11 protein-coding genes are annotated in these 18,849 nt (G+C 61.1%); 4 read left to right on the forward strand and 7 right to left on the reverse strand.

Going from position 1 to position 18,849, the window contains the following annotated elements:
* Position 1: 1 nt before the first annotated feature.
* Positions 2–1,396 (reverse strand): Si-specific NAD(P)(+) transhydrogenase, encoded by a 1,395-nt coding sequence (gene sthA, locus GXB78_RS24640; RefSeq protein WP_016775479.1) that lies wholly within the window; start codon positions 1,394–1,396, stop codon positions 2–4.
* A gap of 197 nt (positions 1,397–1,593) precedes the next feature.
* A complete protein-coding gene (locus GXB78_RS24645; RefSeq protein ID WP_329517379.1) occupies positions 1,594–2,643 on the reverse strand; it encodes an FAD:protein FMN transferase in 1,050 nt (349 codons plus the stop codon).
* A 75-nt stretch (positions 2,644–2,718) separates the two neighbouring features.
* Here GXB78_RS24645 and tcuC point away from each other — a divergent pair, with 75 nt between their 5' ends.
* The gene (gene tcuC, locus GXB78_RS24650; RefSeq protein WP_041477332.1) at positions 2,719–4,017 is read left to right on the forward strand and encodes an MFS transporter; all 1,299 of its coding nucleotides are present in this window, start codon (positions 2,719–2,721) and stop codon (positions 4,015–4,017) included.
* Positions 4,018–4,189: 172 nt separating this feature from the next.
* Here the strand turns inward: tcuC and GXB78_RS24655 are convergent, their stop codons facing one another.
* Positions 4,190–5,653, reverse strand: coding sequence for a glyceraldehyde-3-phosphate dehydrogenase (locus GXB78_RS24655; RefSeq protein ID WP_016775482.1), 1,464 nt, complete (start codon positions 5,651–5,653; stop codon positions 4,190–4,192).
* Between the two features lie 354 nt (positions 5,654–6,007).
* Here GXB78_RS24655 and mfd point away from each other — a divergent pair, with 354 nt between their 5' ends.
* The 3 genes from mfd to GXB78_RS24670 are packed head-to-tail and all read left to right on the forward strand — an operon-like array spanning position 6,008 to position 12,751.
* Positions 6,008–9,457 (forward strand): transcription-repair coupling factor, encoded by a 3,450-nt coding sequence (mfd, locus tag GXB78_RS24660; protein ID WP_329517380.1) that lies wholly within the window; start codon positions 6,008–6,010, stop codon positions 9,455–9,457.
* A gap of 10 nt (positions 9,458–9,467) precedes the next feature.
* Complete coding sequence (locus GXB78_RS24665) at positions 9,468–10,049, forward strand: CsiV family protein (RefSeq protein WP_329517381.1); 582 nt, start codon at positions 9,468–9,470, stop codon at positions 10,047–10,049.
* A gap of 11 nt (positions 10,050–10,060) precedes the next feature.
* Entirely contained in the window at positions 10,061–12,751 is a 2,691-nt protein-coding gene (locus GXB78_RS24670; protein WP_329517382.1) for a DEAD/DEAH box helicase, read from the forward strand.
* A 124-nt stretch (positions 12,752–12,875) separates the two neighbouring features.
* Here the strand turns inward: GXB78_RS24670 and GXB78_RS24675 are convergent, their stop codons facing one another.
* From GXB78_RS24675 to GXB78_RS24690, 4 genes are all read right to left on the reverse strand, one after another.
* Positions 12,876–16,169 (reverse strand): DEAD/DEAH box helicase, encoded by a 3,294-nt coding sequence (locus GXB78_RS24675; protein WP_329517383.1) that lies wholly within the window; start codon positions 16,167–16,169, stop codon positions 12,876–12,878.
* Positions 16,170–16,178: 9 nt separating this feature from the next.
* Entirely contained in the window at positions 16,179–16,916 is a 738-nt protein-coding gene (locus tag GXB78_RS24680; protein ID WP_329517384.1) for an S-methyl-5'-thioinosine phosphorylase, read from the reverse strand.
* A gap of 12 nt (positions 16,917–16,928) precedes the next feature.
* Complete coding sequence (gene nagZ / locus GXB78_RS24685) at positions 16,929–17,939, reverse strand: beta-N-acetylhexosaminidase (protein ID WP_329517385.1); 1,011 nt, start codon at positions 17,937–17,939, stop codon at positions 16,929–16,931.
* Positions 17,940–18,096: 157 nt separating this feature from the next.
* Positions 18,097–18,804 (reverse strand): TetR/AcrR family transcriptional regulator, encoded by a 708-nt coding sequence (locus GXB78_RS24690; RefSeq protein WP_042609037.1) that lies wholly within the window; start codon positions 18,802–18,804, stop codon positions 18,097–18,099.
* Between the last annotated feature and the right edge of the window lie 45 nt (positions 18,805–18,849).

Genomic DNA, 18,849 nt, shown 5'->3' on the forward strand with positions numbered 1-18,849 from the left:
GTCAAAAAAGCCGGTTGAGGCCGTCGTACGCCGCGACCCGATACGCTTCGGCCATGGTCGGGTAGTTGAACGTGGTGTTGACGAAATACTTCAGGGTGTTCAGCTCGCCCGGCTGGTTCATGATCGCCTGACCAATGTGGACGATCTCCGACGCCTGATAACCGAAGCAGTGCACGCCAAGCACTTCCAGCGTCTCGCGGTGGAAGAGGATCTTCAGCATGCCTTGCGGCTCGCCGGCAATCTGCGCCCGCGCCATGCTCTTGAAGAAGGCCTTGCCGACTTCGTAAGGCACTTTGGCCTGGGTCAGCTCCTGCTCGTTCTTGCCGATCGAGCTGATCTCCGGAATGGTGTAGATGCCGGTCGGCACGTCATTGACGAAGCGCCAGCTGCCATTGTCGACAATGCTGCCAGCGGCCGAACGGCCCTGGTCGTGGGCGGCACTGGCCAGGCTTGGCCAACCGATCACGTCGCCGGCGCCGTAGATGTTCTCGACGCAGGTGCGGTAGTTCTGGTCGACTTCGATCTGGCCACGGCTGTTGACCTTGACCCCGATGTTTTCCAGACCCAGCGTGTCGGTGTTGCCGGTTCGGCCATTGCACCAGAGCAAGGCGTCGGCCTTGATCTTCTTGCCGGACTTCAGGTGCAGGATCACGCCGTTGTCCACGCCTTCGACGCGGTCGTACTCCTCGTTGTGGCGCACGGTGATGTTGTTGTTGCTGAAGTGGTAGCTCAACGCCTGGGAAATTTCCGAGTCGAGGAAGCTCAGCAATTGCCCACGGTTGTCGACCAGCTCGACCAGCACACCCAGACCACTGAAGATCGATGCGTATTCGCAACCGATCACGCCAGCGCCGTAAACGATCAGTTTGCGCGGGGTGTGGCCGAGGCTGAGGATGGTGTCGCTATCGTAGATACGCGGGTGGTGGAAATCGATGTCCGCCGGGCGATACGGACGCGAACCGGTAGCGATGATAATGTGCTTGGCCACCAGCTTCTCGACCACGCCGTTGCCGCAGACCACTTCGATGGTTTGCTCGTCGGCGAAGCTGCCGGTGCCGAAGAACACGTCGACACGGTTACGGGCGTAGTAGCCGGTGCGCGAGGCGACTTGTTTGGAAATGACTTTCTCGGCGCTTTTCAACACGTCCGGGAAGGAGAACCAGCGTGGCTCGCCGATCGCGCGGAACATCGGGTTGGTGTTGAACTGCATGATCTGCCGCACCGAGTGACGCAGTGCCTTGGACGGGATGGTGCCGAGGTGGGTGCAGTTGCCGCCGACCTGGCGACGGCTGTCGACCATCGCGACCTTGCGCCCCGCTTTGGCGGCGTTCATTGCCGCGCCTTCTCCCGCCGGGCCGGAACCCAGTACCACCACGTCGTAGTTGTAGACAGCCATGCGTACTCCTCAGAACAGGCCGCGGTGCCAGCAGCACCGGCGGCTAAATCACGCCGAACGGCGGCGCGAAGGAACAATTGGGGGCCAGTGAAGAACCCGGACACAGTCTATAGAAGCGTCAACGCCGCGCACATTAACCCTTGGTCGCGTCGTAGGCTACTTTTGCCTGCACTACAACGCCAGCTTTCGTCTTGTCTTCAGTCAGTTTTTTCGCCGACAAGCTGCGCAAATGCCTGACTGCTGCGGGCGACGAAACCTGTATCGGCACGCAGGACAAAGAATGCAGCAATGGCATGCTTTTGGGCATAGTCCTGCGCCCTTTCCGGCCCGAGAATCAGCAACAGCGTCGATAGTCCATCGGCCATCAACGCTGAAGGATGAATCACTGTGACTGACGCCAGATCATGTAGGACCGGTCGCCCGCTGCGTGCATCGAAGGTGTGGGAATAACGCCGCCCGTCCTGCAGAAAATAGTTGCGGTAGTCGCCGGAGGTGGACACGCCGTAGCCATCGACATCGATAATCCGCTCGGCCACTTGCTGGTCATCCCGGGGCTCTTCGACAGCGATGCGCCACGCTGAGCCATCTGGCTTGCTGCCCTTGGTCTTGAGTTCGCCCGTGACTTCGACCAGGTAATTGTCGATGCCCATGGTCTGCAATCTGGCGGCGATGGTGTCCACGGCGTAGCCGGCAGCGATGCTGTTGAAGTCGACTTCGACGGCGGCGTCCTTGCACAACCGCTCGCCGTCGATGCGCAGATGCTGATGACCGACCCGCTGCATGACCTCGGCCAATGCGGCCGCATCGGGGACTTTTCCTTCCCGTCCTTGCGGACCAAAACCCCACAGATTCATCAGCGGCTCTACGGTCAGGTCGTAGGATCCTTCGCTTTGCGTCGAGAGTTGTTCACCGACACGGATCAGCTCAAGCACCGCCGCCGGCATGATTTGGCAACTATCGGCAGGCAACGAGTTGAAACGCTCGATGGCGGAGTCACTTCGGTAAGTCGACATCTGTTGATCGACTTCAGCGAGGATTGCCTGCACTTCGCCGCGCACCCGCGCAGGTTCGGCAACCCCGGCGTGGCCCACGTACTTGACCGACCAGGTGCTGCCCATGGTCGAGCCGCCGACCTGTTCCAGGGAATCGCCGTTGCCGCAGCCGCCGATTGCCCCCGCCAAGACCACAAGCCCCAACCAGCGTCCAGTTAACAATTCTTCATCTCCCCGCAAAACCACGGCGGCCATTATGAACTACAAGCGCCCGCTCGCTTCCCCATGGCTGCAACGCCTTTATACAAAATTGAACAGTGAGTACCTCCCATGTCCTCCACCACGGGCAAAGGCAAAGCGATCTTTCGCGTTGTCAGCGGCAACTTCCTCGAAATGTTCGACTTCATGGTCTACGGCTTCTATGCCACGGCCATCGCCAAAACCTTCTTCCCCACCGACAGCGCGTTCGCTTCGCTGATGCTGTCACTGGCAACCTTCGGTGCCGGCTTTCTTATGCGCCCGCTGGGGGCAATTTTCCTCGGTGCCTATATCGATCGTCACGGACGGCGCAAAGGCTTGATCATCACTCTAGCGATGATGGCCGCCGGTACGGTGCTGATTGCCTGCGTGCCGGGCTACGCCACGCTCGGTGTCGCCGCGCCGCTACTGGTGTTGTTCGGCCGTCTGTTACAAGGCTTCTCGGCGGGTGTGGAACTGGGCGGCGTGTCGGTTTATCTGGCGGAAATCTCCACGCCGGGGCGCAAAGGTTTCTTCGTCAGTTGGCAGTCGGCCAGCCAACAAGCTGCGGTGGTTTTTGCCGGCCTGCTCGGCGTTGGTCTGAACCACTGGCTGAGTCCGGAGCAGATGGGCGAATGGGGCTGGCGCGTGCCATTCCTGATCGGCTGCATGATCGTGCCGGTGATTTTTTTCATCCGTCGCTCACTGGAAGAAACCCCGGAGTTCCAGGCGCGCACCCACCGCCCTACCCTCGGTGAAATTGTCCGCTCGATCGGCCAGAACTTCGGCATCGTCATCGCCGGCATGGCACTGGTGGTGATGACCACGGTGTCGTTCTACCTGATCACCGCGTACACCCCGACGTTCGGCAAAGCCGAACTGCACCTGTCGGACCTCGATGCCTTGCTGGTGACCGTGTGCATTGGTTTGTCGAACTTCTTCTGGCTACCGGTGATGGGCGCAGTTTCCGACAAGATCGGGCGAAAGCCCTTACTTCTGGCGGCAACGATTCTGGCGATCCTGACCGCGTATCCGGCGCTGTCGTGGCTGGTGGCGAATCCGAGCTTCAGTCATTTGCTGATTGTCGAATTGTGGCTGTCGTTCCTCTACGGCTCGTACAACGGCGCCATGGTGGTGGCGCTGACCGAGATCATGCCGGTGGAAGTGCGCACTACCGGGTTCTCGCTGGCCTACAGCCTGGCGACGGCGACGTTCGGCGGCTTTACTCCGGCAGCGTGCACCTATCTGATCCACGTGCTGGACAACAAGGCAGCACCAGGAATCTGGCTCAGTGGCGCGGCGGTGCTGGGGTTGATTGCGACGCTGGTGTTGTTCCGTGGCAATCGGCATGAGTTGCGCACGGCGCAGGCTTCGGTGGCCAGCGGCGCCTGACAGAATGCTTTCGCGAGCAGGCTCGCTCCCACAGAAGATTTGTGAACGACACTGATCCAGTGTGGGAGCGAGCCTGCTGGCGAAGAGGCCGCCAAGCACACCGAAGATTCAACAGGCCCACAAACAAAAACGCCCCGACAAATGCCGGGGCGTTTTCATTCAAGCCTGAGGCTTAGCGCGGGAACGCTGGCGGATTCACATCAGCCATGTCTTCCATCACGCGAACCACCTGGCAGCTGTAGCCGAACTCGTTGTCATACCAGACATACAGAACGACGCGGTTGTCCTGAACGATCGTCGCTTCAGCGTCGACCACACCGGCGTGACGCGAGCCGACGAAGTCGGTCGACACCACTTCCTGCGAATTGACGAAGTCGATCTGCTTGTGCAGCTCGGAGTGCAGCGCCATGTAGCGCAGGTACTCGTTCATCTCTTCGCGGGTGGCGGCTTTCTCAAGGTTGAGATTGAGAATAGCCATCGACACGTTTGGCGTCGGAACGCGGATTGCGTTACCGGTCAGCTTGCCGGCCAGCTCAGGCAGTGCCTTGGCAGCAGCGGTAGCGGCACCGGTCTCGGTGATCACCATGTTCAGCGCGGCGCTGCGGCCACGGCGATCGCCCTTGTGGAAGTTATCGATCAGGTTCTGGTCGTTGGTGTACGAGTGAACGGTTTCAACGTGACCGTTGATGATGCCGAACTTGTCGTTCACAGCTTTAAGCACCGGCACAATGGCGTTGGTGGTGCAGGAAGCAGCCGAGACGATCTTGTCGTCAGCGGTGATTTCACCGTGGTTGATGCCGTGAACGATGTTCTTCAGCTTGCCCTTGCCAGGCGCCGTCAGAACAACTCGGTCGATGCCCGGGCAGGCCAGGTGCTGACCCAGGCCATCGGCGTCACGCCATACACCGGTGTTGTCCACCAGCAGCGCGTCTTTGATGCCGTACTGGGTGTAATCCACCTCGGTCGGGTTCTTCGCGTAGATCACCTGGATCAGGTTACCGTTGGCGGTGATGGTGTTGTTTTCTTCGTCGATGGTAATGGTGCCGTTGAACGAACCGTGTACCGAATCGCGACGCAGCAGGCTGGCGCGTTTGGTCAGATCGTTCTCGGCGCCTTTGCGCACGACGATGGCGCGCAGACGCAGGCCGTCGCCACCACCGGTTTTCTCGATGAGGATGCGCGCCAGCAGACGGCCGATACGACCGAAGCCGTACAGAACAACGTCGGTGCCTTTGCGGGCCGAGGCGTTCTGCTGGCCAACCACGTCAGCCATCTCTTCACGCACGAACTGCTCGGCGCTGCGGCCGTTGCCTTCGTTGCGGAATTTGAACGCCAGCTTGCCCAGATCCACCGACGCCGCGCCGAGCTTGAGCTCGCTCATGGCCTTGAGCAGTGGGAATGTTTCGTGGACGGAGAGTTCGCTGTCGTCGGAAGAACGGTGGCGAGCAAAGCGGTGAGCTTTGAGAATCGCGATGACAGACTGGTTGATCAGGCTGCGGCCATAGATCGAGCTAACCACGTTGTTATTGCGGTAGAGCTGACCGATAAGCGGGATCATCGCTTCTGCGAGTGCTTCACGGTCGATCCATTCACCAAGACACTGGTCGGGCTTCTGAGTCACGGTAACCTTCCACATGTAGGGGCAGAAAAAAGGGGCTACATTATGCCGCCGACAAGCCCTTTCAGCAATGCGCGCTTGTCGCGCAATTGCTGACAAAATCCCGTTCAAAAAATTTACGCCCTTCTCCAGCCCAGTAAAACCGGGCCTTTCAGCGCAGTCAATTTTTCGACGACTGTTAGACGATGTCTGTAACCCTCCGTAACACCACCCTGTTTCGGCACTACATAACCATGAAAAAAGTGCTCGTTTTTATGGTTACCACTACATTTCGTCCAAACCGTGAAGATAGACGCAGTCTGCAACTGACAGGCGGCACCGGAGGCCGCTACAATTACCGACTTTGTCGCAACGCCTGGAGCTCAACCTTCCGTGCCTGTTCTGCGTCTACCGCTACTCCCTGCCGAAGCAGGTAAACAGCACTGGGGCAATCTGCCCGGTGCCGCCCTCAGCCTGGCGATTGCCGAGGCTGCCAGCGCTGCCAAGCGCTTTACCCTGCTGCTGACCGCCGACAGCCAAAGTGCCGAACGGCTGGAACAGGAGCTGAGTTTCTTTGCCCCGGATTTGCCCGTGCTGCATTTCCCCGACTGGGAGACCCTGCCCTACGACCTGTTCTCGCCGCACCAGGACATCATTTCCCAGCGCATCGCCAGCCTCTATCGCTTGCCGGAATTGGCTCACGGCGTGCTGGTGGTGCCGATCACCACCGCCCTGCACCGTTTGGCGCCGACCAAATTCCTCCTCGGCAGCAGTCTGGTGCTGGACATCGGCCAGAAGCTCGACGTCGAACAAATGCGCGCGCGGCTCGAAGCCAGCGGCTATCGCTATGTCGACACGGTGTATGAGCACGGCGAATTCACCGTACGCGGCGCGCTGATCGACCTGTTCCCGATGGGCAGCAAACTGCCGTATCGCATCGACCTGTTCGATGACGAAATCGAAACCCTGCGCACGTTCGATCCGGAAACCCAGCGTTCGATCGACAAGGTCGAGTCGGTCAAGCTGCTGCCGGCCCGCGAGTTCCCGTTGCAGAAAGACGCGGTCACCCGTTTCAAGGCGCGCTTCCGTGAGCGCTTCGACGTCGACTTCCGCCGCTGCCCGATCTTTCAGGACCTGAGCAGCGGCATCACTCCGGCCGGTATCGAGTACTACCTGCCGCTGTTCTTCGACGAAACCTCGACGCTGTTCGATTACCTGCCCCAGGACACTCAGGTGTTCTCGCTGCCGGGCATCGAGCAGGCGGCGGAAAACTTCTGGAACGACGTGCGCAACCGTTACGAAGAACGCCGCGTCGATCCTTCGCGTCCTTTGTTGCCACCGGCCGAACTGTTTCTGCCGGTGGAAGACTGCTTCGCGCGCCTGAAGAACTGGCCACGGGTCGTCGCCAGTCAGCAGGACGTTGAAAGCGGCGTCGGCCGAGAACGCTTCCCGGCGCACGCGCTGCCGGATCTGGCCATCGAAGCCAAAGCCACGCAACCGCTGGCGGCACTGGCCGGTTTCCTCGAAGAATTCCCCGGTCGCGTGCTGTTCACCGCTGAATCGGCGGGTCGTCGCGAGGTCCTGCTGGAACTGCTTGAACGCTTGAAGCTGCGGCCGAAAACCGTCGACAGCTGGCCGGATTTCGTCGCCAGCAAGGATCGTCTGGCGATCACCATCGCCCCGCTCGACGAAGGTTTGATGCTCGACGACCCGGCACTGGCGCTGGTCGCGGAAAGTCCACTGTTCGGCCAACGGGTCATGCAACGCCGTCGTCGCGAGAAGCGCAGCGACGTCAGCAACGATGCGGTAATCAAGAACCTTACCGAGCTGCGCGAAGGCGCGCCGGTGGTGCATATCGACCATGGTGTTGGCCGCTACCTGGGCCTGACGATTCTGGAAATCGACAACCAGGCTGCCGAATTCCTCACCCTCGAATACGCCGAGAACGCCAAGCTCTACGTGCCGGTGGCCAACCTGCACCTGATCGCGCGTTACACCGGCAGCGACGATTCGCTCGCGCCGCTGCATCGTCTCGGCTCGGAAACCTGGCAGAAAGCCAAGCGCAAAGCCGCCGAACAGGTGCGCGACGTCGCCGCCGAATTGCTCGACATCTATGCCCGTCGCGCCGCCCGTGAAGGTTACGCCTTCGCCGACCCGAAGGCCGATTACGCTACGTTCAGCGCCGGTTTCCCGTTCGAAGAAACCCCAGACCAACAGGCCACCATCGAGGCCGTGCGCGAAGACATGCTCGCGCCGAAACCGATGGATCGCCTGGTCTGCGGCGACGTCGGTTTCGGCAAGACCGAAGTGGCCATGCGCGCCGCGTTCATCGCCGTGCACGGCGGGCGTCAGGTGGCAATTCTGGTGCCAACTACCCTGCTCGCCCAGCAGCACTACAACAGTTTCCGCGACCGTTTCGCCGACTGGCCGGTGACGGTGGAAGTGATGAGCCGTTTCAAGTCGGCCAAGGAAGTCAATGCGGCGATCGCCGATCTGGCGGAGGGCAAGATCGACATTGTCATCGGCACGCACAAGCTGCTGTCCGACGACGTCAAGATCAAAAACCTCGGGCTGGTGATCATCGACGAAGAACACCGTTTTGGCGTACGCCAGAAAGAACAGCTCAAGGCCCTGCGCAGCGAAGTCGACATCCTGACCCTGACCGCGACGCCGATTCCGCGCACGCTGAACATGGCGGTATCGGGCATGCGCGATCTGTCGATCATCGCCACGCCGCCGGCGCGACGCCTGTCGGTGCGCACCTTCGTCATGGAACAGAACAAGAGCACGGTCAAAGAGGCGCTGCTGCGCGAACTGCTGCGCGGCGGTCAGGTTTACTACCTGCACAACGATGTGAAGACCATCGAGAAATGCGCCGCCGACCTCGCCGAACTGGTGCCGGAAGCGCGCATCGGTATCGGCCACGGGCAGATGCGCGAACGTGAACTCGAACAGGTGATGAGCGACTTCTACCACAAGCGCTTCAACGTGCTGATCGCCTCGACCATCATCGAGACCGGCATCGACGTGCCGAGCGCCAACACCATCATTATCGAGCGCGCCGACAAATTCGGCCTGGCGCAACTGCACCAGTTGCGTGGTCGTGTCGGCCGCAGTCACCACCAGGCTTACGCCTACCTGCTGACGCCGCCGCGCCAGCAGATCACTTCGGATGCGGAAAAGCGTCTGGAAGCGATCGCCAATACCCAGGACCTCGGCGCCGGTTTCGTCCTGGCCACCAACGACCTGGAAATCCGCGGTGCCGGGGAACTGCTGGGCGATGGCCAAAGCGGCCAGATTCAGGCGGTCGGTTTCACCCTGTACATGGAAATGCTCGAGCGCGCGGTGAAATCGATTCGCAAAGGCGAACAGCCGAACCTCGATCAACCGCTTGGCGGCGGCCCGGAGGTCAATCTGCGGGTGCCGGCGCTGATTCCGGAAGATTATCTGCCGGATGTGCACGCGCGGCTGATTCTGTATAAACGCATCGCCTCGGCCACCGATGAGGAAGGCCTCAAGGATCTGCAGGTCGAGATGATCGACCGTTTCGGCCTGTTGCCGGAGCCGACCAAGAATCTGGTGCGGATTACTGCGTTGAAACTGCAGGCGGAAAAGCTCGGCATCAAGAAAGTCGACGGCGGGCCGCAAGGCGGACGCATCGAGTTCGAGGCGCAGACGCCGGTTGATCCGATGACGCTGATCAAGCTGATCCAGACGCAGCCCAAACGCTACAAGTTCGAAGGCGCAACGATGTTCAAATTCCAGGTGCCGATGGAGCGCCCGGAAGAACGTTTCAATACTGTCGAGGCGCTGTTTGAGCGCCTCATCCCGAAATCCGCTTGAAGGACGCCCGATGCGCCTGTTTCGCTCTCTGACTTTGTTGCTTGCCTCGCTCTTGATGACAGTGGCAGCTCCAGCGGCGTTTGCCGATGACACGTATCAGGTCGAAATGATCCTGGTGCGCCAGAATGCCGTCCCGGCCATCGTCAGCCGCGCCGCGCCGGAAGATTGGGCCGCTGGCGCCCAGCGTTTGGGCAACGACAGCCAGCGCACGCCGGCGCTCAATGATGTTGTGAGCAAACTCACCGCCAGCGGCGAGTACACCGTGCTGATGCATAAAGCCTGGCAGCAGACGCTAGGCGAAGCGCCAGCGAAAGTCGCGGTCAGTGAAGGTCAGGAGCAGTTCGGCCAGTTCCCGATCGAGGGCACGCTGGAAATGAAGCTCGGCCGCTTCACCGACGTGACCGCCGACTTCTGGGTCAATCAGATCGACGCCAATGGTCTGGTCACCGCCAGCGAGCGTCTGCGTCAGGACAGCCACACCAAGAACGGCCAGCTCAATTACCTCGACAACGGCCACTTGGCCCTGCTGATCAAGATCACTTCCCTCACCGCGCCAGCGCCTCGCGAAGCGCCTGAAGTCGTGCCGGACTGATCGAAGTCCTTATGCCGCCGCCCCTGAGCAAACCGCTGGCCCCGTCGTGGGTCAGCCGATTCAAAGAACAGAGTCTGGAGCGCGGCCGCCGCTACGCTTTGGAGAATCGGGTGCGCATCGCCCAGGTCGGCGATGCGACCATCACCGCCAGTTGCGAAGGCTCTGGCGGCAGTGTCTACCGGCAGACCATCCATCTGCGCGAGTCAGCCAAAGCCACCCTGCTGCTGGTCGACGCCTCCTGCACCTGCCCGGTGCGCAGCAATTGCAAACATTGCGCAGCGGTGCTGCTGAAAATCCAGGAAACCCTCGACTACCCCGCCGCCGTGAAAGATGCCGAGCTGTTGGAGAAACTCCAGGCCGTGCTGGAAAACCGCAGCCCGAAAGCGCCACCGCAAGTGCTGGTGGACAACGTGCAACCGGTGCCCCGCCTCTGGCTGGCCAGTGTCGAGTTCAGCGCCTTCGAGCCGCGCAACGGCAAGATGCAGCGTTACATTCAACACCGCGCGGCGCTGTCGTTCAGCTATCTGGACGAATACGTCAGCGGGCAGAAGCACAGCGACATCCTGATCCGCCAAGAAGCCCAGACCCTGCGGATAAAACGCCACCCGGATGTCGAACAGTCCTACCGCGAGCAGTTGCGCATCCTCGGTTTCCGCATCGCCACCCGGCAAAGCAAAGCCCTACCGGAGAGCGCCGGCGAACTCTACGAAATGGTCAACGACAGCGCCTGGCTGACCTTCACTCTCAATGACTTGCCGAAGTTGCGCAGCCAGGGCTGGGAGTTGCAGATCGATGAGGAATTCGGCTTCGACCTGACCGCCGTCGACGACTGGTACGCCACCGTCGAACAGGCGCCGGAGCGCGACTGGTTCGATCTGGAACTGGGCATTATCGTCAACGGCGAACGCCTGAGCCTGCTGCCGATCCTGCTCAATCTGATGCGCTCGCACACCGAGATCCTCAACCCGGAACGCCTCGCCCGCCGTCGCGATGACGAATTGATTCTGGTCAACATTCCGCAACGCACCAGCGAGCATGGCCCGCTGCAAGTGGCGCTGCCGCTCGGTCGCTTGAAGCCGGTACTGATGACGCTGGGCGAGTTCTATTTGCAGGAGCCGGGCGAAACAACGCTGCGCCTGAGCAAGGCTGACGCCACCCGGCTGAATTCGCTGGAGGGCCTGCCGCTGTTGTGGGAAGGCGGTGAGCAGATCCGCACCTTCGCTCAGCGCCTGCGCGACATCCGCGATTTCAGCGCCGAAGCGCCGCAAGGCTTGAACGCAACGCTGCGCCCGTATCAGCTCGAAGGCCTGAGCTGGATGCAATCGCTGCGACAACTGGAAGTCGGCGGGATTCTCGCGGATGACATGGGCCTGGGCAAAACCCTACAGACCTTGGCGCATATTCTCAGCGAGAAGAACGCCGGACGCCTCGATCACCCGTGCATGGTGGTGATGCCGACCAGCCTGATTCCGAACTGGCTCGATGAGGCGGCGCATTTCACCCCGCAGCTGAAAGTGCTTGCGCTGTATGGCGCCACGCGCAAGAAATACTTCGACAATCTGACCGACTTCGACCTGATCCTCACCACCTACGCCCTGCTGCCAAAAGACGTCGAGCGTCTGGCCAAACAGCCCCTGCACGTGCTGGTGCTGGACGAAGCGCAATACATCAAGAATCCCAACAGCAAAGCCGCTCAGGCCGCGCGCGACCTGAACGCACGCCAGCGCCTGTGCCTCAGCGGCACGCCGCTGGAAAACCACTTGGGCGAACTCTGGTCGCTGTTCCACTTCCTGCTGCCGGGCTGGCTCGGCGACGTGAAAAGCTTCAACGCCGATTACCGCGTGCCGATCGAAAAACGCGGCAGTGAAGTCAGACTGCAACACCTTAACGGTCGGATAAAACCGTTCCTGCTGCGCCGAACCAAAGAGCAGGTCGCCACCGAGCTGCCGCCGAAAACCGAGATCATCCACTGGGTCGAACTCAATGAAGCGCAGCGCGACGTATACGAGACCATGCGCCTGGCGATGGACAAGAAAGTCCGCGACGAGATCACCCGCAAAGGCGTGGCGCGCAGCCAGATCATCATCCTCGAAGCGCTGCTCAAGCTGCGTCAGGTCTGCTGCGACCTGCGTCTGGTCAACGACGCCACTCTGCCCGCGCGCGGCAGCACTTCGGGCAAGCTCGACAGCCTGATGGAAATGCTTGAGGAATTGTTCGAGGAAGGTCGGCGGATTCTGCTGTTCTCGCAATTCACTTCGATGCTGTCATTGATCGAAGAGGAACTGAAAAAACGCAAGATTGCCTATGCCCTGCTCACCGGCCAGACCCGTGACCGGCGCACCCCGGTGAAGGAATTCCAGAGCGGCACGCGTCAGATTTTTCTGATCAGCCTGAAGGCCGGCGGTGTCGGTTTGAACCTCACCGAAGCCGATACGGTGATTCACTACGATCCGTGGTGGAACCCGGCGACCGAGAATCAGGCCACCGACCGTGCGTATCGCATCGGCCAGGAAAACCCGGTGTTCGTCTACAAGATGATTGCCCGGGGCACGGTGGAAGAGAAAATTCAGCACCTGCAGAAGGAAAAATCTGACCTCGCAGCAGGCGTGCTGGACGGGCGCAAGGCCGGGGACTGGAAGTTGCAGAGCGATGATATTGAAGCGCTGTTTGCGCCGTTGCCGGACAAGATCGACAAGCGCTGAACTCGTCGTCGCTCGTCAGATAGCTTTCGCGAGCAGGCTCGCTCCCACAATTAACCCAGATTCGCTCGAGATCCAATGTGGGAGCGAGCCTGCTCGCGAATGGCCCCACTGCGGTTCAAAACCTTCAACCTCTGGAAACCGGCAACGGCGCAAACAACGCCTCGATATCACTCTGTTCGAGTTTGAATCCACCCGTCGTGCCACCCTCAAGCACCGCCCCCGCCAGCGCAGCCTTCTCCTGCTGCAACGCCTGGATCTTCTCCTCGACGGTGCCTTTGGCGATCAACTTGTAGACGAACACCGGATTGTTCTGGCCGATGCGATACGCCCGATCAGTCGCCTGATTCTCCACCGCCGGGTTCCACCACGGATCGAAGTGAATCACCGTGTCCGCCGCCGTCAGGTTCAGACCGGTGCCGCCGGCCTTGAGACTGATCAGGAACAACGGCACCTTGCCGCCCTGGAAATTCTTGACCGGCGTGCGCCGGTCGGTGGTGTCGCCGGTCAGCAACGAATAGCCGAGCCCGCGCTGCTGCAACTCTTGCTCGATCAGCGCCAGCATCGAGGTGAACTGCGAGAACAGCAGAATCCGCCGACCTTCGCCGAGCAATTCCTCGAGCATTTCCATCAGGCTGATCAGCTTGCCGCTGCCCGAGCGCAGCGCCTTGGCCGTGAGCGGCATGTTGATCAGGCGCAGATCGCAGCACACCTGACGCAGCTTGAGCAGCGCATCAAGGATGATGATCTGACTGCGCGCCACGCCACTGCGGGCGATTTCGTCGCGGACCTTTTTGTCCATCGCCACGCGCACCGTTTCATAGACGTCGCGCTGACCATCGCTGAGCTCGACCCAATGGATGATTTCGGTTTTCGGCGGCAGCTCCGTGGCCACCTGATCCTTCTTGCGCCGCAGCAAAAACGGCTTGATGCGCGCCGTCAGGTGCTGCATGCGCTGGATATTGCCGTGCTTTTCGATCGGCGTACGGTAATCGCGATTGAAGGATTTGCTGTCGCCAAGCCAGCCGGGCATCAGGAAGTGGAACTGCGACCATAGCTCGCCGAGGTGGTTTTCCAGTGGCGTGCCGCTCAGACACAAGCGCTGACGGGCCTGCAAGTCACGTGCGGCCTGCGCGGCTTTGCTCAGCGGGTTCTTGATGTTCTGCGCTTCGTCGAGAATCAACACGCTCCAGGCCTGCGGCTGCAGGGTTTCCAGATCCCTGGGCAGCAATGCGTAAGTGGTCAGCACCAAGTCGTATTCGGCAAGATTGGCGAAGTCCTTCTGCCGCCCGCTCCCGTGCAGCGCCAGCACTTTCAACTGCGGCGTGAAGCGCTCGGCTTCATCGAGCCAGTTCGGAATCAGGCTGGTCGGCATCACCGCCAGTGCCGGACAGTCCAGGCGCCCGGCATGTTTTTCCGTAAGCAGATGCGCCAGGGTCTGCAGGGTTTTGCCCAGGCCCATGTCATCGCCAAGAATGCCGCCGACTTCCAGCTCGCGCAGGGTCTGCATCCAGTTCAGGCCTTCGAGCTGATAAGGGCGCAGTTGCGCATTGAGGCCGGCCGGCGCAGCAACGTGGGCGTGACTGGAATTCTGCAGGCGCCTGGCAAAGGTCCGCAGGCGTTCGCCGCCCTGCCAATCCAGCGGCACGCCATCGAGCATGCTCAGGCGCGCGGCGTCGGGAGCGGTCAAGCGCAGCGCATCGCCCTGATGTCCGCCCAGGTACAACTCGCCCAGCGTCGCCATCAGCGGTTTGACCCGACTCAGCGGCAACGCGACCTTGGCGCCCGCCGGGTCGCCAAAACCGCTGGGCTTGAGTTCGATCAGGAGTTTTTCGTCATCGCTGCGTTGCGCCAGATTGACCGGGTCGAGCAAGCGCGGCTGCGTGCGCAACAGATGCAAAAGGATCGGCAGCAAGCTGTAGCGCTCACCGTTGACGACGATGCCCAACTGCAAATCAAACCACTGATGCCCAGCCTCTTCTTCGACCTCGGCGTACCACTGCTCAACCGCTTGCACATTGAAATGGAAACCGGGACTGATCTCGATTTTCCAGTCTGCGGCGCGCAGCGTGGCAAGCCCTTCGTGCATGAATCCGAGCCAGGCGGAATCATCCGGCAAGGTAAACATCTCGCCGGGACGATCCATTGCACTCTTGCGCGTGGCTTTCTTGAGGCCATGTTTTTGCAGGTTCTGGCGCAGCTTCTTTTCCAGCGCCGGCTGGCGCTGGATGCGCTGGGTCTCGCTGCCGTTGAGGATCATTACTTCCGGGTTGCGATCCACCGCCGGATGGCCGTTGTAGGTAAACAGCAGAGCGGCGCGGTGCTCCAGCACGTATTCCCAGCGCGAGCGCTCCCGGCCGCTGACGAGGGTCAGTTGCGGCTGCGGAAGCACGTCATCGATGATGCGTTCGGTGAGTTTGTGTGGCGGCGGGATTCTGGTCGTCGCGCTCATGCGATGGCTGAACTGCATGGCCTGACGCGCCGGAATGTCAGGAGCCAGGGTCAAGTGGCAGGCGAGTTTTTCTTCCAGCTCAGTGAACAGCGGGCCAACCTGGCGCTGCTCGCGATCAATGTAGTAAAGCGGCTCCAGCGCCAGCACGGTTTCCTGCGCGGCTTCGGCACTGCTCCACTGCGCGCGGAACCCGCCGTCAGCCTGTTCGGCCCAGGCGAACTCGCCCACGCGCTTCGCCCCCGGCGTCAGTGGCTGCAAGTCTTCGAAGTCGAGGAACAGGCGCGAGGTGCGCAGGAGCATTTCCAGCAGTTCGGCACCACTACTGCCTTCCAGCGGATAGCCGCTGTAATAGGCGTGATGGGAATGCATGGCGACCAGCAGCCTGGCGATGCGCAGATCCAGATCGGCCAGGTAGCCGGGCTGGCGCATGAGCATTTCCGAGAGCGAATACATCGGTTTTACTTCGCGTAACTCGCCGCTCTTGAGCTGGTAGACCTTGAAAATATCGAGCAGCCACTTGCCGTTGGCAGACGTCGGTTTGAGCTTGTAAAACAGACGCGTGCCTGCGGTTTGCGCGCTTTCGTCAGCAGGCGCGGCCGGCACGGGAATCGTTGAAAGCCAATGCTCCAGCGCTCGTCCCAATGAGGTCTGCGCGTCACTTCCAGACGCATCCTCGCCAGTGCCCAGCAGGTGATAGAGCACCGCTGCGCTGTGCTTGCAGTCGATTGCAACAGGACAGCTGCACAGGCAACGCAGGTTTACCGAGCCCAGCCGATCTTCGGACAGGTAAATGCTTTGCGCATACGTCTGGGGGTGAGAACCGACGCAGAACGCCTCTATCTTCTTGTCATCGATCTCGAGGATCTCGACCCGGTCATCGGCGGCATAAGCGCGGGCCTTGGCCAACGCCTTGCCACTGAATGCGTGGGTCCATGCCAGCCCTTTGAGCCGCTCGATGAAAATGCTCATGGACAGTCCTTAGCTGGCCAGCACCCGGGCCAAGGTTGATTTCACCTTGCCCATGCCATCGTGCAGCGCCTGCTCGATTTCAGCCATGGTGATGACTTCGGTGGTCTTGCCGGCTGCAGGATTCACCACCAGCGCCAGACAGGCGTAATCCAGATCCAGCTCACGCGCCAGCGCTGCTTCCGGCATGCCGGTCATGCCGACGATGTCGCAGCCGTCACGCTCCAGTCGCACGATCTCGGCGACCGTTTCCAGACGCGGTCCCTGGGTGCAGGCGTACACGCCCTGATCGCTGTACTCACAACCTTCGACGGCGAGCGCGGCAATCAGTTGCTGGCGCAACGGCTCGCTGTAGGGAAAGCTGAAATCGATGTGGGTGACGTGTTCCAGATCATCGGCGAAATAGGTGTGCTCGCGCCCGCTGGTGTAGTCGACAATCTGGTGCGGCACGCAGAAATGCCCGGTGCCCATGGCCGGGTGGATCCCGCCCACTGCATTCACGGCGATGATCGCTTCGGCACCGGCCTGCTTCAGCGCCCAGAGATTGGCGCGGTAATTGACCTTGTGCGGCGGGAAGCGATGCGGGTGACCGTGGCGGGCGAGGAACAGCACTTCCTTGCCGGCATATTCACCAATCTGCACTTCGGCCGAAGGCGCGCCGTACGGGGTATCGACTGCCAGCGACTGACGAATGCTCAAGCCGTCGAGCTGAGTCAGGCCGGTGCCACCGATGATTGCGTAAACGGTCATAACGAAAAATCCTTAATCGATCAGTTGAGCGTCTTTGAGCGCGCCGAGGGCGGTGAGCCAACGCGGGTCCTGACGATAATCGGTGCTGGCGAAGGCCTGACCGCGCATCTTGGCGATGCGTGCGGACGGCTTGACTTTCATGCGCTGGGCGGCGCTGAGGGCCAGTTCGGCAGCGGCGCGGTCGTTGCACACCAGGCCCATGTCGCAGCCAGCAGTGAGTGCAGCTTCGATGCGGCTGGCGGCGTCGCCGACCACGTGGGCGCCGGCCATCGACAAGTCGTCACTGAAGATCACGCCATCGAACTGCAACTCGCCGCGCAGGATGTCCTGCAGCCAGCGCCGGGAGAAACCGGCGGGCTGTGAATCGACTTGCGGATAGATGACATGGGCCGGCATGACGGCGGCGAGTTGCTGGCTGAGTCTGGTAAACGGCACGAGATCGTTGGCGCGGATTTCGTCGAGGCTGCGCTCGTCGTTCGGGATCGCCACGTGAGAGTCGGCTTCGGCCCAACCGTGGCCTGGGAAATGCTTACCGGTGGCGGCCATGCCGGCGCTGTTCATGCCGCGGATGAATGCACCCGCGAGCAAGGCTGCGCGCTCGGGGTCCCCTTCGAAAGAACGGGTGCCCACTACGGCGCTGCGCTGATAGTCCAGATCCAGCACCGGGGCGAAACTCAGGTCGAGCCCGACCGCCAGCACTTCGGTGGCCATGATCCAGCCGCATTGTTCGGCGAGATACTCTGCATTCGGGTTATCGGCGATGGCGCGCATGGCCGGCAGACGCACGAAACCCTGACGCAGGCGCTGCACGCGCCCGCCCTCCTGGTCCACCGCCAGCAACAGATCCGGGCGAATCGCGCGGATCGCGGCGCTGAGCTCGCGCACCTGGCGTGGATGCTCGATGTTACGGGCAAAAATGATCAGGCCGCCCACTTCGGGCTGACGCAACAATTGGCGATCTTCGGCCGTCAGCCAGGTACCGGCGACGTCCACCATCAACGAGCCTTGCAGGCCAGCAGTCATAGAGATTCCTTGAAAACGAAAAACCCGATCTGCCTGTGTCCGCTACCGTGGGCAGTGCCCGGACGGTCAGCAGAATCATGCAGATCGGGTTCATTACGAGAGTCGGCATGGCCGGCTAGCTTAGCGGATCCCCGCTGCCGCGCCCACCCGTGCGCGGTCAAACCTTGGCGGCGACCGGCGTCGATTTGCTGCGCGGACGCAGTTGTGCACTGGCCATGGCGGTATCGGTAACGCCGGTTTCGGCGCGCATGCCGGCAGCGAGGAACGGCACCATCAGGCGCATGACTTGCTCAATGGACGTGTTGACGCCGAAATCGGTCTCGGCAATCGCGCGCAAGGCCTTGATCCCGGACATGCTGAACGCGGCGGCGCCAAGCATGAAGTGCACGCGCCAGAACAGCTCGATGGGCGGAATGCGTGGCGCCGCTTCATTGACCAGCAACATGTAGCGGCGGAACACCTTGCCGTACATGTCTTCGAGATAACGCCGCAAGTGGCCCTGGCTCTGACTGAACGCGAGGCCGAGCAAGCGCATGAAGATCGACAGGTCGTTACCGCTGCGAGGCTGCACGACGAGCGCTTGCTCGACGAGGATCTCCAGCAGTTCTTCGAGGGTTGGCTTGTTCTCCGGCTTGGCCTGACGGCGCTCGAGCTCTTTGTCGAGACTGACGCAGAACGGCCCGAGAAAACGCGAGAACACCGCCTGGATCAGCGCCTTTTTCGAGCCGAAGTGATAATTCACCGCAGCCAGATTGACACCAGCCTTGCTGGTGATCAAACGCAATGAGGTTTCAGCGAATCCTTTCTCCGCGAACAACTGCTCGGCAGCATCAAGAATGCGTTCAACGGTTTCCGACTGGGCCATGGCTACTCCGCCTGACAAACACTTGTTTGAAACATACGTTTCAGC

Origin of the sequence: Pseudomonas moraviensis subsp. stanleyae, from assembly GCF_036283065.1 — a bacterium.
Classification (GTDB): Bacteria; Pseudomonadota; Gammaproteobacteria; order Pseudomonadales; family Pseudomonadaceae; genus Aquipseudomonas; species Aquipseudomonas stanleyae.

Excerpts from the sequence above, each read along its gene's own strand:
- GXB78_RS24670 (WP_329517382.1), top strand. The coding sequence starts at position 10,061 with ATGCCGCCGCCCCTGAGCAAACCGCTGGCCCCGTCGTGGGTCAGCCGA.
- GXB78_RS24665 (WP_329517381.1), top strand. The coding sequence starts at position 9,468 with ATGCGCCTGTTTCGCTCTCTGACTTTGTTGCTTGCCTCGCTCTTGATG.
- GXB78_RS24655 (WP_016775482.1), bottom strand. The coding sequence starts at position 5,653 with ATGTGGAAGGTTACCGTGACTCAGAAGCCCGACCAGTGTCTTGGTGAA.
- GXB78_RS24690 (WP_042609037.1), bottom strand. The coding sequence starts at position 18,804 with ATGGCCCAGTCGGAAACCGTTGAACGCATTCTTGATGCTGCCGAGCAG.
- nagZ (WP_329517385.1), bottom strand. The coding sequence starts at position 17,939 with ATGACTGCTGGCCTGCAAGGCTCGTTGATGGTGGACGTCGCCGGTACC.
- tcuC (WP_041477332.1), top strand. The coding sequence starts at position 2,719 with ATGTCCTCCACCACGGGCAAAGGCAAAGCGATCTTTCGCGTTGTCAGC.
- GXB78_RS24645 (WP_329517379.1), bottom strand. The coding sequence starts at position 2,643 with ATGGCCGCCGTGGTTTTGCGGGGAGATGAAGAATTGTTAACTGGACGC.
- GXB78_RS24675 (WP_329517383.1), bottom strand. The coding sequence starts at position 16,169 with ATGAGCATTTTCATCGAGCGGCTCAAAGGGCTGGCATGGACCCACGCA.
- sthA (WP_016775479.1), bottom strand. The coding sequence starts at position 1,396 with ATGGCTGTCTACAACTACGACGTGGTGGTACTGGGTTCCGGCCCGGCG.
- GXB78_RS24680 (WP_329517384.1), bottom strand. The coding sequence starts at position 16,916 with ATGACCGTTTACGCAATCATCGGTGGCACCGGCCTGACTCAGCTCGAC.